This window comes from Acerihabitans sp., from assembly GCF_036398755.1.
Classification (GTDB): Bacteria; Pseudomonadota; Gammaproteobacteria; order Enterobacterales; family Enterobacteriaceae; genus Acerihabitans.
In genome coordinates this window covers 26,631-40,536 of record NZ_DASWOM010000077.1, presented here as the reverse complement: position 1 = coordinate 40,536, position 13,906 = coordinate 26,631, and the positions used below count along the sequence as shown (strand labels likewise).

The following is a 13,906-nucleotide window of genomic DNA, read 5'->3' as shown; positions in this document are numbered from 1 at the left end:
ATTTTCCCGGTAAGTGCATACCGCTAAAAACCCAAACCATTATTTTGCCCACAGGCGATGGTGTTGACCTTGTGCCGGCATAGAGTGCGCCGGCAGCGTGCATCGCGGCTGGATGAGCCGCCGGGAGCGGCGAAAGCCCGGTTGCGCCTGGAGCGCTAACCGGGCGGTCCAAATGCCGGGATGCGGCGCGGCCGGGAACCGCGCAGCGGCGCACGATCTGCCGGGCGCCGGCAATACCTATAACCACCCAACGCCTGGCAAGCGAAACCCCACCATAGGCCATATAAGCCACAACAATATAAGCCCGCCCCCGCGCCACAAGCGAAACCCTCACCATAGGCCATATCGGCCCACCCCCACGCCGCAAGCGGCTCTCCCACCACGGCGGCGCCGAATGCCAGCCCGTTTGCCTGCTATTATTCAGCAAATAAAAAACCCTGATTTGATAGAATCAAGCCGTAAACCAGAAAATTCTTTACCGATTTTACCGCCGGGATGCGTTATCATGCGCGCTGCGTGTGATCAACCCGCGTGCTTAACGGCGTGCCGGATCAGGGATTTAACCTTATGTTTTGGTTCAAGAATATCATGATTTACCGCCTGAACCGCGATGTTACGCTGTCGGCGGAAGAGATGGAAAAACAATTGGCGGCCTCGTCGTTTACCCCCTGCGGCAGCCAGGATATGGCGAAATCGGGCTGGGTTTCCCCCCTGGGTGATAAAAGCGACGCGTTAACCCATGCCGTCAACGACCAGATAATCATTTGCGTGCGCAAAGAAGAAAAAATCCTGCCTTCCTCCGTGGTTAAGCAAGAGCTGAACGGCAAGATAGACAAGCTGGAAAGCGAGCAAAGCCGTAAACTGCGCAAAGCTGAAAAAGACGCGCTGAAGGATGAAGTCTTGGTCAGCCTGATGCCGCGCGCGTTCAGCCGTTACAGCCAAACGTTCATCTGGCTGGACACCGCTAAAGGCCTGGTGATTGTCGACGCCGCCAGCGCCAAGAAAGCCGAGGATGCCCTGGCGCTGCTGCGTAAATCCCTCGGATCGCTGCCGGTGGTGCCCCTCGCCCTGGAAAACCCCATCGAATTGACCCTGACTCAATGGGTGCGCGGCGGTGAACCGCCGGCCGGGTTTGTGGTGCAGGACGAGGCGGAACTCAAGGCGCTGCTGGAAGACGGCGGTATTATCCGCTGTAAAAAACAGGATCTGGCCAGCGACGAGATTACCGCGCATATCGAGGCCGGCAAGGTGGTGACCAAATTGGCGCTGGACTGGCGGGAACGGGTGCAATTTATCCTGGCCGATGACGCCACCATCAAGCGCCTGAAGTTTGCCGATACCCTGCGCGAACAAAATGACGATATCGATCGCGAGGATTTCGCCCAGCGTTTTGACGCGGACTTTATCCTGATGACCGGCGAACTGGCGACGTTGATAGAAGAGCTGGTGGCTGCCTTGGGCGGCGAGGCCCAGCGCTGAAAAACAGTGCTTGCGGACAGGGAGGGCATGCCCACCCTGTCCGCGGCAATTTTGCGCGCTGTTTAGTCGGCATTTAACGGCGCCTACTACGGCGCCGTCGGTCTTGGCGAATTATTTACTCATATATTTACATAAATACGCGCTGGCTTCCGCCACCTGTACAATAAACTCGCTTTGCGCTGGAACAAAAAACTTTTCGCCGGGCATAAATACCTGCCAATCGTGGGAGCCTGGTAATAACGCCCGCAACGCGCCGTTAATAACGGTCATTTCCTCGGGCTGCGCCGTGGTGAATGTATATTCGCCGGTTTCCATCACCCCCACGCTGGCGCGACCAATGCTGGAAGAATCAAAACCAATAGACTTCACTTTGCCGGCAAAATACTCATTTACATTCAGCATGGATACATTCCTTTCGATAATAATTTCAGTGCCTCATAGTAAAAGGAGGATCGTTGAATTGTCACGCCTTATTACCGCGAAATGCCGGACGACGGGCAAAAAACCGATGTAAAAACCGATGTGAAGCCGAAGACGATTCACGGGGAAGAAATGGCTATGTTACCGGGTTGGCCGGATAGCGGGTTGCCGGACCGGGGTAATGCGACCCGATCCGGCGGGGATGATAATCAGGTTTTATCTTCGCCCTGGTAACGCGCTTTCGCGTCCAGCGCCTCATGTTCGGAGTCATGCTCGCTGATAAGCGTGTCGGGCTTGGGATGATCGGCCCGCAGCTCAAAGACCGTCTTGGTCTTGCCCGGCAGCCCCTTCTCTTTCTTAACGATATGGGCTTCTCGGGGATAAGGGGGTTTACTCGCCATAATCACTTCCTTATTTTATGATTTGGTCGGGTAAGTATAGGCTAAGTCAGACAATTGCGCATGGCGGCGGATTATCCGGCGGCGCAGGGATGAAGCCGCTGCAATATCGCCGAGACTACCGCATCCGGTGATGAGGAGGCATCCAGCACATGATGGGCCGCATCCTGGTATAACGCTTCCCTGGCCAGCAGGATTTCAGCAATCTCTTCGGCAATGGGACGCCCGGTCAGGCTTGGCCGCTGATCTTCCTCGGGAAACGCCTCCAGACGCCGCGCCAGAATATCGGGCTGGGCATGCAGGTAAATAACCGTGCCGTTCGCCCGCATACAACGCCGGTTCGCCTCCGACAGCACAATACCGCCGCCCGTGGCTATCACCTTGCGCCCACCGGTAGTCGACCGCAGGATTGCACTCTCTTTTGCCCGAAACCCCCCCCAGCCCTCGCTCTCGACGATCTGCGCCACGCTGCGGCCGGTGGTGCTCAACAACAGTTGATCGGTGTCGATAAACTCATATCCCAACACCCCGGCCAGCGCCTGGCCAACCGTGGTTTTACCGCATCCCCTAGCGCCAACCAAATAAATGGGCTGTGTCATTTACTGCATATCCTTTTATCCAACGACCTTTTCAGTCCAGCTGCGCATCATATCATTGACTTCGCATGGGCACTAACCGACGAACGGCCTTTGGATAAAAAGTCGCGGGCCGTAGCATGCGCCGCTTACCGCCGCGCATGCCAGCTCATTACATACCATATTAATTGTAGGGTTGTCCCGCCTGTCCAACACATCAGGCAAAAAAAGCCATACGGCTATGCCCGCGCCGCGGGCGTCCAGAACCTGTTGACCGGGAGAGCCGCTCGATTAGCTATCCGGTTCGACCACCTCCGCCACAATACGTTTTGCCTGCCGTAGCGTCAGTTTCTCCCCCATCTTGATGAGCAGGGTACCCGTGGTGCGCATACGCCCGGTGCCGACCACCGCCACCAGTTCATCATTCAGCGCGTAAAGCGCCACGAAGTCATCCTTGTCGGGCGAGCCGGTAATGTCGATGGTGTCCCATTTTTCGGCGTGGCCCAAATATTCATAGCGCACGCCATATTGCTGGGTCCAGAAAAACGGCACGGAATCATAGATGTCATCCTGTCCCGCCATCCGGCTTGCGGCCACGCGGCCATGCTGCTGGGCCACGCGCCAATGTTCTATCCGGGTGGGTTTGCCGTTAAGCGGGAAGGTGGCGATATCGCCGATGGCGTAAACATCCTTGCCCGCCGACATGGAGGCGTCCACGCTCAGGCTGCCGTCTTTATTCAGCGGCAGACCGTGGATAAACCCGGTCGCCGGCGCCACGCCGGTGGCCAGCAGCACCAGATCGGCTTCAATGCGCGTGCCGTCCTTCAGCACCACCGCGTCCACCCGCCGTTCGCCGGTAAATTCCGCCGGCAAGCCCGCGACAAACTTCACGCCTTTATGCTCGTGGCGGCGACGGAAGAAGCTTGCCAGCTCTTGGCCGAACTGTTTCTCGAACGGCAGCGGATGTTCGGCTATCACGGTCACGTCCACGCCCTGCTTGCGAAACGCCGCGGCGACTTCCATGCCGATAAAGCTGTTGCCGACGATCACCAGGCGTTTTTCTTTTTCAACGGTGTCGACCAGCTCGGCGGCCTGCTCCCAACTCCTGAGCACCTGGATGCCGAACAGGGCTTTGCCGGGCAGGTCGGGGCGCTGCGGAATACCGCCGGTGGCCAGTAATAACTTGCCATAGGTTATGACCTGGCCGTCATCCAACCGCAGCTGATGCTTATCGGCGTTCAGTTCCTCGACGTTGCCGTTGATACGCTCGATTTTTTGCTGTTGATAAAAATCATCGTCCAGCAGCGACGGCACTTCATCCATGTCCATATCCCCCTGCGGGACAAATTTGGACAACGTGGTGCGATCGTATGGCGCCTGTTTTTCACGTTCGATAACCATCAGGCGTCCCCGGTAACCTTTTTCCCGCAGCGCCTTAACGGCTGCGCTGCCGCCGGCGCCGACGCCCAGGACCACCAGCGTCTCCTGGGTGGTGACCTTATCCAGCGGCTCCGCTCCCGGCCGCGGCTTTGGATCGACCCAGATCTTGCCCTGTTCAACTTTAACCGGGTAACGCTTTAAATCACGCAGCGCGGGCGGTTCGCACAGCGCGCCTTGCTCAAGGGTAAATACCGACTTGTGCCAGGGACAGATAATCTTGCCTTCACAAAGCGCGCCTTTTTCCAACGGCGCGCCGGAGTGGGGACAGGTGGACTCGAGGGCAAAAACCCGATCGCCTTTTTTTATCAATAGAATATCGGTATCGCCAAGGCTGATTTTTTTCGATTGCATTTCGGGCAATGCGGTTAACGACATCACTTCTTGATAGGCCACGATAGGCTCCTTCTTATTAAAGACCATATTGTTAGGAGTGCTATAGTTAAGCCTAGCAGCTAAACGCCGGCTGTGAAGTCCGGCGCAGAGCGCTGAAAAGCGGGCATGCATACCGCCTGCAGATTTCCGGCTAGTCGTTATTAAACACATCGCGCAGCCAGGCGATGAATTTTTTCAGCGCCTGGCCCAGGGCGGAGATATCATATTTATCGCTTCGCCGCGTCATGACGGCTGATTCATGCCCCGAGGCGGTGTTAAGCCTGATCGCGATGGCGCGGGCACGGTATAACTGCCGGCCCCGCTGGTTCAGCGGATCCGCGCCATCCAAAACAGCTAGGTTTTTAATCATTTTTATTCCCTTTCCCGCCAGCCGGATATAATGAGTCCATGATTAAAACGTTATTTGATTATGAATACTTTCAAAAAAAGCCGAAAGCCCGCGCAGGGCGGGCTTTCGGCTTTTTTGCAAAGGGTAATCCGCAATAACTTTATTTACCGGTGGCCTCATTCAGCAGTAAACGTATTTTTTCATCGGGCTGATGCAAGGTTAAAGAAATGACCAGTGAGATGACCAGCAGCACCAGGATCAATTGAAAGGTGACGATAAAGCCGCCGAACAACGAGGCCACGATCGATCCGATGATACTGCCGACGCCGAAGCCCAAATAAATCACGCCATAGTTTTTGGTCAGGTTATTCAGGCCGAAGAAATCACTGACCAGCGACGGGTAAACCGTAATGGTGCCGCCAAAGCTGAAAGCCACGCAGGCAATGGCCATAAAAAACAGGCTCGGGCTGAGATGGACAAACAATAACAACGCCATACCGAACAGTGAAATCACCTGGGCCAGCGAAACGACCCGGATACGCGGCATCCGGTCCGACAGCACGCCGAGCACCAGCCGTCCGCCAAGATTGGCCGCCGCGATAATCGTCACGGCGTTGGCCGCCACCGCCGGGGTTAAACGCACCAGGCTTTCGCCGATATCCTTCGCCACGCCGATGACGTACAGCCCGCTCATGCAGGCGGTTAAAAACATCAGGGCCAATAGCCAGTATTGTGGAATTCTCATGCACTGCGCCAGGGAAAAATCACGGGCGGCCCAGGTCTTGTCCACCCGTTGAGCGGGCGCATCCCACATCGCCAGGCCGCCGGCGATAACCATCGCCATGGCGATAAGCCCCCAAAGGATAAAGGTGGTTTCCAGGCTGTACTGGGCCAGAAGGCGGCTGTTGATATATTTGAATCCCAGGCTGCCCAAACCGTAGGCGCCGATGGCGCAGGCGGAAATGACCCCTTTACGTTCCGGAAACCATTTTACGCAGTTGGACAATGTCATCAGATAACCGATGCCATCGGCAAATCCCACCAGCAGTCCGGCGGAAATCCACAGCATCGTCAGGTTACCGGCATAGGCGGTCAGGCAAAACCCCACGCCAAGCAGAACGCCCGCGCCCAGGGTGACATTACGCACGCCAAAACGGTCCTGGAACCTGCCGGCCACCGACGACGCCAGCGCCAGCGTCAGGCTGAGCAATCCAAACGCAAACGCCACCCGGCTGACCGGTTGATGCAGCTTATCGGCCAACGGATCGTTAAACAGGCTCCAGGTGTAAACCGATCCCAAGGCGAACTGGGTTACAATGGTTCCTAATAGGGTAAGCCACCGCAGGGGGGTAGCATGTTGCGTCTTCATATTTTGCCTCGCATTAACAATTCTTTTAGAATCGATGCCCATAAAGCGGGATAACTGGCAATACTATAAAGGCGAAACCAAGCAGGCGGCTTAAATGCGGCATGAGATAACGTGAACAGGGAATGAAATGCACGCCTTGGGGTATGAACGGCATAATAAGTATTAACGGCGGAGCAAAGCCGCGCGATAGGGCTATTTCCAGGTTACGCTAAGTAGGCAATTATTACAAACCATTGTCAATCATGCCCCATCGATTAACATATTTTACCTTATGGTAAATTTAGCCCGGCATGGACGGCATAAAATTTTCCGCCGGAACGCACCGGCGGTGGCGCGGAGGTTTATTCTTCCCCGGTTTCCCCCGCCGGCGATGGGTGATGATAATAATTCACGCCGATACGGATAATATCCCGGCCTTGCGATTTTCGATGTCGATTGCTGTCGCGCAGCGAATAAATGCACCCGCAATACTCTTGCTGATAAAACGCCTCGCGTTTGCTGATATCAATCATGCGCGACGAACCGCCCTGCTTGCGCCAGTTATAATCCCAGTAGGTCATGCCGGGATAATGACCGGCGGCGCGCTGTCCGCAATTGTTGATCTGCTGCATGTTCTTCCAGCGTGAGATGCCCAGGGAGCTGGAGATGACGCTAAAACCCTGTTCATGGGCATAAAGCGCGGTGCGCTCAAAACGCATATCAAAACACATGGTGCAGCGGATCCCGCGCTCCGGCTCCCGCTCCATGCCTTTGGCGCGGGTGAACCAGTTATCGGTATCATAGTCGGCATCGATAAAGGGCACCCGGTGCCGGTCGGCAAAGCGGATATTTTCCTCCTTGCGGATCAGATATTCACGCTGGGGATGGATATTGGGATTATAAAAAAAGATCGTATAGTCGATACCGGAGGCGCTCAGCGCTTCCATGACCTCCCCCGAGCAGGGCGCGCAGCACGAATGCAGCAGCAGCTTATCGGCCCCCCGCGGGAGGGTAAGTATCGGTCGGATAAATTCGGCCATGGGCGCTTTCTCGAATGTCAGATAAAGAGTCTGGCCGGCAAATATAGCATGGATACCGGCCGGGCTGGCGACGCGCGGCTTAACGCAGACTAGCCAAACAGTAATAAACCCGGGGTCAATGCACCCCCGGCCCCCGGGCGGCGCCCCTTTCCGCCCACCCTGCGTACTGGTAACACTTTTCTGAAAACCTTTACGCTGTACGCCTTTATGAATGGCGGTAATCAGACTAGATTTAAAGGAAGTAAACGCAGCCCGCTGCTAACGTAAAAAGGTTAAAAGGTCACCGCCATGCAATCAGAAGAGCAACGTATTATCGAGGGACTTTTTCAGCGCCTGAAACAAGCGGAGCAAAAAGCCGGACCTCGAGACGCCGACGCGGATCGGCAAATCCAGGAGTTCATCCGGCAGCAGCCCGCCGCCCCTTATTATATGGCGCAGTCGATTTTGATCCAGGAAGCCGCGCTTAAGCGCCTGCACCAACAGGTGCAACGGCTGGAAACAGAGCTTACCGAACTGAAAAACGCCCCGCCGCCAAGCCAGGGCGGTTTTCTCAGCAACCTGTTTGGCGGCGGGGCCAGAAATGCCCCGCCGCGGCAACCCGCGTCTTCCTGGAACAGCCAGCAGCAGCCCCCGGCGCCGGGCTATGGCGGCCAGGCCGCGCCGCCGCCCGGATATAACGGCTATGCCCAGGGGTATAACCAGCCGCAGGCTGCGCCCCGCGGCGGCGGCTTTTTAGCCGGCGCGCTGCAAACCGCCGCCGGCGTGGCCGGTGGCGTGGTGCTGGGCAATATGCTGACCGGCATGTTCCATAACAGCCAGCCGCAGGAAATAGTGAATGTCATCGACCAACCCCTGGATGCCGCCACCGATCCTCTGACCAATCAGGATTTTTCCAGCGATAACCTTGATACCTTTAATGATGTCTCGGGCAATCATTTCCCGGGTGGAAACGGTGATGAACTCGCCAATAATGATTACGGCGACGATAACAACGCCGATAACAGTTTCGGCGCCGACCCGGGCTTTGGTGGTGATAATGGTTTTGGCACCGACGACAGCTTCGGCGCGGACGATGACTTCAGCGATGATGACGATTTTGTCTGACCGCCGCTGAAATATCGCCGGTCCCATGGCGGTATGAGGTGAATGGCAAAGCCCGCGCTTGGCGCGGGCTTTTTTATGGGCCAAACGCCATGGCAGCCACTGAGCGTCGGCCGACATCGCGGCGTGCCGCCCGTTATCGCATCGGTTTTACTTATTTAGCTTCATGGCGCGGCAATTAATTTAGCGCCGAAAATTTTGCTGGAAAACAAGATTACAGCAGCCTACACTCAATTATCCTTTTTACATTTGACATATAAAAACAAAAATTAAATTATAAAAAATCCTTCGTGTCATTGTTTTAATATTTCTTTCGGGTTTTGTGATCGTGGTTTTGTTTCTTATAAGGATATTAAATTTTTATTTGTTTTTAGTGTTCCCCCTACGAATAACGCAGAGCGCACGCGTGATCCGTTGAGTTTACCGCGCCGTGTTCACCGGCATCCGACCTGGGTGTTAATATCTTAAAAATTATACAATTAATGATCATATGGCATGTCCTGCAACCAACCCACGCCCTATCAATTTAAGGATTGGTAATTATGCGTATAAACGATTCAATGGGAAAGCTTTCCTTTTACTCTCTTGATATATTTATTAGTATAACCAGACTATTTTCATCCAAATTAACCAATAAAGTTAATATAATAACCACCGCCTTGGCATTGGTTATTTTTACGGCGCCGGATAAAGCCTTAGCGGCATGCGATCCTCCGGCGGCGAGTGGGAAAACCACCACCTGCGGCAACCTGTCTGTACAAACCGATACCGTCGGCACCGGCCCCGGGCTAAATGATGTGAATCTTCTGGCCCTCCCCGCCGCCAGGATCGATACCGGGGAATTTACCGCCATCAGTCTGGACTCCGGGTCCACTATCGTCCTGCGGGAACGGGCGGTGGTACAAAACAATACCCAGGGCCTTTCCGGCGCGGGCGCATGGGGCTTGGGTCATAATACCATTGAGTTTAATAATAATACCCGATTGACCCTGGAACCCGGCGCCCAGATACTGGGATTAGGTTCTTCCCCAACCAATGACGCCATCACCGCCGTGGGGAGCGGCAATACCATTGTGAACCATGGATTGATCCAAGGCTCGGGCAGGTCGGCCATTTGGTTTGAGTCGGCCGCGCCCGACGCCGGCGGTAATGTTATCGACAACTACGGCACCATTACGGCGCTTGATCCGGCAAAGACGGTTATCGGCGGTTCCGGCGCCCCCGTGTCCTTGACCAATCATACCGGCGCGGTAATCGTCGGCAACATCGCCTTCGGCCCGGGCAATGATAGTCTTACCCTTGAGGGCGGCTCGGCGCTTACCGGCGATATCAACGGCGGTGACGGCGCCAATGCCCTGATACTTAATGGCGCGGCCGGATCCCCTGCCCGCGCGGACCTGCTATCGGGCGACATTACGGATTTTCAAAACCTGACCAAAAACGGCGACGGGGAATGGCGATTAACGGGCAATATCGGCAATAGCGGGTCTGTCGCGCCGATGAGGGTGACCGTCAACGACGGCACGTTAACATTAACCGGTGATAACGCCTACGCCGGCGATACCGTGATTAACGGCGGAACCTTGGCCGCCGGCGCGCTCAAGGCTTTCAGCGGCCAGTCGGCCTATACCGTCGCCCCGGCCGGTACGATGAATTTAATGGGCTTTGACCAGACCATCCTCAGCCTGGACAATGCGGGCGCCATCAATCTCAATGGTGACGGCGGGACGGTGCTTAACGTGACGGGAAGCTATGTCGGCGACAATGGCCAGCTTAATTTTAACGCCCGCTTATCGGATGACGACACCCACACGGAAAAACTGATTATCGGCGGCGACACGTCCGGCAGTACCCGGGTCAGCGTCAATAACGCCGGCGGCGGCGGCGCCGCCACGGTGAAGGGCATCGAGCTGATATCGGTCGCCGGGGCCTCGGACGGTGAGTTTTTGCAATCGGGCCGCATTGTGGCCGGCGCCTATGATTACACCCTGGAGCGCGGCACGGGAATCAACGCGGCAAACTGGTATTTGAACAGCTCGACCGAAGACCCGCACCCGGGTCCTGGCCCGTCGCCAGATCCCATCCCCGGCCCGGAACCGGAACTGGTCGAACGGCCGGAAGCCGGCGGTTATGCCGCCAATCTGGCCGCCGCCAATACCCTGTTCGCCAATCGGCTGGAGGATCGTCAGGGCATGGCCCGGCATGCCGACGCGCCGACGGGCGAAGACCAGACCACCAGCCTGTGGATGATTAATCAAGGCGGTCATAACCGTTCCCGCGATGATGGCGGCCAGCTCAGGACCCAAAGTAATCGTTACGTGCTGCAACTGGGCGGTGATATCGGCCGGTGGAACAGCGGCGGCCTCGATAGTTTTCAATTAGGCGTCATGGCCGGCTACGGCAATGCCAAAAGCAATACCGGATCACGCGTCTCCGGCTACAGCGCAAAAGGCACGGTGGACGGCTATAGCGTGGGTATCTACGGAACCTGGTATGCCAATGCAACGGACAAAACGGGTTTATATGTTGACGGCTGGACGCAATACGGCTGGTTTGACAATAAGGTGGAAGGACGGGATTTAAATGATGAAGAATACAATTCCAAGGGAGCCAGCGCCTCGCTTGAAAGCGGTTATGCGCTTAAGCTCGGCGAAAACGCCGCCAAAAACACCGCCTATTTCCTTCAGCCACAGGCTCAGGTCATCTGGATGGGCGTCAAAGCCGACGACCATACCGAAGCCAACGGCACCAGGGTATCCGGAGAAGGTGACGGCAATATCCAGACGCGTTTGGGCATCAAAGCCTATATGCACACCTACAGTGAACGGGACAAAGAACAGGATCGCGCCTTCCAGCCATTTGTCGAGGCTAACTGGATCCATAATTCAGACGATTTTGGTGTCAGCATGGATGGCATAACGGTAAAACAAGACGGCGCGGCCAACATCGGAGAACTCAAACTCGGGGTTGAAGGACAGATTAACCGCCATTTCAATCTTTGGGGCAATGTCGCGCAGCAGGTAGGCGATAAAGGCTACAGCGATACCGCCGGCATGCTGGGAGTGAAATACCTGTTCTGACAGACACGGCGCCGGTCTTGATACGGCGCGTAAAGATGAAAGAGCCCCAGGGCACGAGATGCCCCGCCAACACCGGGCTCAACGCGGAGGTGTTAAAGGGAGACCGCGCCGATGGGGCCGGACCGGGCGTGGTGTTTATGCCCGACCAAGCGCCCCATGGCACGGTATGCCCGCCAACACCGGGCTTTAGGTTATTTACCGCGGGTTTTGATCACCGCCTCGGCTACCGCTTTCGGCGCTTCCGAATAGTGTTTAAACTCCATGGTATAGGTGGCGCGCCCCTGCGACATAGACCGCAGCGTGGTGGAATAACCGAACATCTCCGCCAACGGCACTTCCGCGCGGATAAGCTTACTGCCGAGGATATCCTCCATCCCCTGCACCATGCCGCGCCGTGACGACAGATCGCCCATCACGTTGCCCATAAAGTCTTCCGGCGTTTCCACTTCCACCGCCATCATCGGCTCCAGCAAAATCGGCTGGGCCTGACGCATCCCGTCCTTAAATGCCATCGACGCCGCCATGCGAAACGCATTTTCGTTGGAGTCGACTTCATGATAGGAACCGAAGAACAACGTGGCTTTCACATCCACCACCGGATAACCGCCCAATACGCCGGAGGTCAACGTATCCTGAATACCCTTATCGATAGAGGAAATATACTCGCGCGGCACCACACCGCCCTTGATGGCGTCGACAAACTCATACCCTTTGCCCGCCGGCTGCGGTTCGATTTTCAACACCACATGCCCATACTGCCCACGGCCGCCGGTCTGTTTAACGTACTTGCCTTCCACTTCTTCCACGGTCTTTTTGATGGTTTCGCGGTAAGCCACCTGCGGTTTACCCACCGTCACCGCCACGCCGAACTCGCGCCGCATACGCTCCATCAGAATTTCCAGATGCAGCTCGCCCATACCGGAAATAATGGTCTGGCCGGATTCCTCATCGGTCTTGACGCGAAACGACGGATCCTCTTGCATCAAACGACCCAGGGCAATCCCCATTTTTTCCTGATCGACCTTGGTCTTGGGCTCGATGGCCTGCGAAATGACCGGATCGGGAAATACCATCCGTTCCAAAATAATCGGATGATCCGGATCGCACAGGGTATCGCCGGTCGTCACATCCTTCATGCCCACCGTGGCGGCGATATCGCCGGCATGGACTTCCTTGATATCTTTACGTTCGTTGGCATGCATTTGCAGCAGCCGGCCCAAACGCTCTTTTTTACCTTTAACCGGATTGTAAACCGAATCGCCGGTGGCAATCACGCCGGAGTAAACGCGGAAAAAGATCAGCTGGCCGACAAAGGGGTCGGTCATGATCTTAAACGCCAATGCGGAGAACGGTTCGGTATCGCTGGAGTGACGTTCGGCTTCTTTATCGTCTTCGTCATGCCCGGTGATAGCCGGCACGTCGACAGGCGACGGCAAATAGTCCACCACCGCATCCAACAGCGCCTGGACGCCTTTATTCTTGAACGCGCTGCCGCACAGCATCGGCACGATTTCATTGGCGATAGTCCGTTTGCGGATTGCGCCCTTAATTTCGTCTTCAGTCAGCGTTTCGCCGTTAAGGTATTTATTCAGCAGCTCCTCGCTGGCTTCGGCCGCCGCTTCCATCATATGGTTACGCCATTCCTGGGCAGAAGCCAACAGATCCGCCGGGATATCCTGATAGGTAAACTTCACCCCCTGGGTAGAATCGTCCCAGACAATGATTTTCATTTTGACCAGATCGACCACGCCCTGGAACCCCTCTTCCGCGCCGACCGGAATCTGGATGGGCACCGCCACGCCTTTCAGCCGTTTGGCAATCTGGGTCTGTACCCGGAAGAAATCCGCGCCGGTGCGGTCCATTTTGTTGACGAACGCAATGCGCGGCACTTTATATTTATTGGCCTGGCGCCACACGGTCTCCGATTGCGGCTGTACCCCGCCCACCGAGTCATAGACCATTACGGCGCCGTCGAGCACCCGCATCGAGCGTTCCACTTCAATGGTGAAATCCACGTGTCCGGGAGTATCGATAATATTAATGTGATGTTCCGGGTAATTGCCGGCCATCCCTTTCCAGAAGGTTGTCGTGGCAGCTGAGGTAATGGTAATCCCGCGCTCCTGCTCCTGCTCCATCCAATCCATCGTTGCGGCGCCATCATGCACTTCACCGATTTTATGGCTGACGCCGGTGTAAAACAAAATACGCTCGGTGGTGGTGGTCTTGCCGGCATCTATATGCGCACTGATGCCGATGTTGCGATATCGCTCTATGGGAGTTTTACGGACCATACAATTACCTTAA

11 protein-coding genes are annotated in these 13,906 nt (G+C 55.9%); 3 read left to right on the top strand and 8 right to left on the bottom strand.

Annotation, left to right across the window (positions count from 1 at the left end; all coding sequences use genetic code 11):
* The first annotated feature begins 567 nt into the window (after window positions 1–567).
* Entirely contained in the window at window positions 568–1,479 is a 912-nt protein-coding gene (rdgC, locus tag VGC33_RS12850; RefSeq protein WP_331121157.1) for a recombination-associated protein RdgC, read from the top strand.
* Window positions 1,480–1,590: 111 nt separating this feature from the next.
* Here the strand turns inward: rdgC and ppnP are convergent, their stop codons facing one another.
* The 7 genes from ppnP to VGC33_RS12815 form a co-directional block, all read right to left on the bottom strand.
* Window positions 1,591–1,881, bottom strand: coding sequence for a pyrimidine/purine nucleoside phosphorylase (ppnP, locus tag VGC33_RS12845; RefSeq protein ID WP_331121156.1), 291 nt, complete (start codon window positions 1,879–1,881; stop codon window positions 1,591–1,593).
* A 227-nt stretch (window positions 1,882–2,108) separates the two neighbouring features.
* The gene (locus tag VGC33_RS12840) at window positions 2,109–2,300 is read right to left on the bottom strand and encodes a hypothetical protein (RefSeq protein WP_331121155.1); all 192 of its coding nucleotides are present in this window, start codon (window positions 2,298–2,300) and stop codon (window positions 2,109–2,111) included.
* A gap of 71 nt (window positions 2,301–2,371) precedes the next feature.
* Window positions 2,372–2,896, bottom strand: coding sequence for a shikimate kinase AroL (gene aroL / locus VGC33_RS12835; protein WP_331121154.1), 525 nt, complete (start codon window positions 2,894–2,896; stop codon window positions 2,372–2,374).
* A 267-nt stretch (window positions 2,897–3,163) separates the two neighbouring features.
* Window positions 3,164–4,705, bottom strand: a complete 1,542-nt coding sequence (locus VGC33_RS12830) for an FAD-dependent oxidoreductase (RefSeq protein ID WP_331121153.1) — start codon at window positions 4,703–4,705, stop codon at window positions 3,164–3,166.
* A 130-nt stretch (window positions 4,706–4,835) separates the two neighbouring features.
* Window positions 4,836–5,054, bottom strand: a complete 219-nt coding sequence (locus VGC33_RS12825; protein ID WP_331121152.1) for a hypothetical protein — start codon at window positions 5,052–5,054, stop codon at window positions 4,836–4,838.
* Between the two features lie 139 nt (window positions 5,055–5,193).
* Window positions 5,194–6,402 (bottom strand): L-lactate MFS transporter, encoded by a 1,209-nt coding sequence (locus VGC33_RS12820; protein ID WP_331121151.1) that lies wholly within the window; start codon window positions 6,400–6,402, stop codon window positions 5,194–5,196.
* 341 nt (window positions 6,403–6,743) lie between these two features.
* On the bottom strand, window positions 6,744–7,421 hold the full coding sequence (locus VGC33_RS12815) for an epoxyqueuosine reductase QueH (RefSeq protein WP_331121150.1): 678 nt from the start codon (window positions 7,419–7,421) through the stop codon (window positions 6,744–6,746).
* Between the two features lie 288 nt (window positions 7,422–7,709).
* On the opposite strand from VGC33_RS12815, the gene VGC33_RS12810 reads away from it, so the two are divergent.
* Both VGC33_RS12810 and VGC33_RS12805 read left to right on the top strand, forming a co-directional pair.
* A complete protein-coding gene (locus tag VGC33_RS12810) occupies window positions 7,710–8,525 on the top strand; it encodes a DUF2076 domain-containing protein (protein ID WP_331121149.1) in 816 nt (271 codons plus the stop codon).
* Window positions 8,526–9,181: 656 nt separating this feature from the next.
* The gene (locus VGC33_RS12805) at window positions 9,182–11,602 is read left to right on the top strand and encodes an autotransporter outer membrane beta-barrel domain-containing protein (RefSeq protein ID WP_331121148.1); all 2,421 of its coding nucleotides are present in this window, start codon (window positions 9,182–9,184) and stop codon (window positions 11,600–11,602) included.
* A gap of 191 nt (window positions 11,603–11,793) precedes the next feature.
* Here VGC33_RS12805 and fusA read toward each other — a convergent pair whose 3' ends face one another.
* A complete protein-coding gene (gene fusA, locus VGC33_RS12800) occupies window positions 11,794–13,893 on the bottom strand; it encodes an elongation factor G (RefSeq protein WP_331121147.1) in 2,100 nt (699 codons plus the stop codon).
* Window positions 13,894–13,906: the final 13 nt, after the last annotated feature.

What these genes read in the sequence shown, in the direction of transcription:
- aroL (WP_331121154.1), bottom strand. Translation starts at nt 2,896, where the DNA reads ATGACACAGCCCATTTATTTGGTTGGCGCTAGGGGATGCGGTAAAACC.
- rdgC (WP_331121157.1), top strand. Translation starts at nt 568, where the DNA reads ATGTTTTGGTTCAAGAATATCATGATTTACCGCCTGAACCGCGATGTT.
- fusA (WP_331121147.1), bottom strand. Translation starts at nt 13,893, where the DNA reads ATGGTCCGTAAAACTCCCATAGAGCGATATCGCAACATCGGCATCAGT.
- VGC33_RS12815 (WP_331121150.1), bottom strand. Translation starts at nt 7,421, where the DNA reads ATGGCCGAATTTATCCGACCGATACTTACCCTCCCGCGGGGGGCCGAT.
- VGC33_RS12840 (WP_331121155.1), bottom strand. Translation starts at nt 2,300, where the DNA reads ATGGCGAGTAAACCCCCTTATCCCCGAGAAGCCCATATCGTTAAGAAA.
- ppnP (WP_331121156.1), bottom strand. Translation starts at nt 1,881, where the DNA reads ATGCTGAATGTAAATGAGTATTTTGCCGGCAAAGTGAAGTCTATTGGT.
- VGC33_RS12820 (WP_331121151.1), bottom strand. Translation starts at nt 6,402, where the DNA reads ATGAAGACGCAACATGCTACCCCCCTGCGGTGGCTTACCCTATTAGGA.
- VGC33_RS12810 (WP_331121149.1), top strand. Translation starts at nt 7,710, where the DNA reads ATGCAATCAGAAGAGCAACGTATTATCGAGGGACTTTTTCAGCGCCTG.
- VGC33_RS12825 (WP_331121152.1), bottom strand. Translation starts at nt 5,054, where the DNA reads ATGATTAAAAACCTAGCTGTTTTGGATGGCGCGGATCCGCTGAACCAG.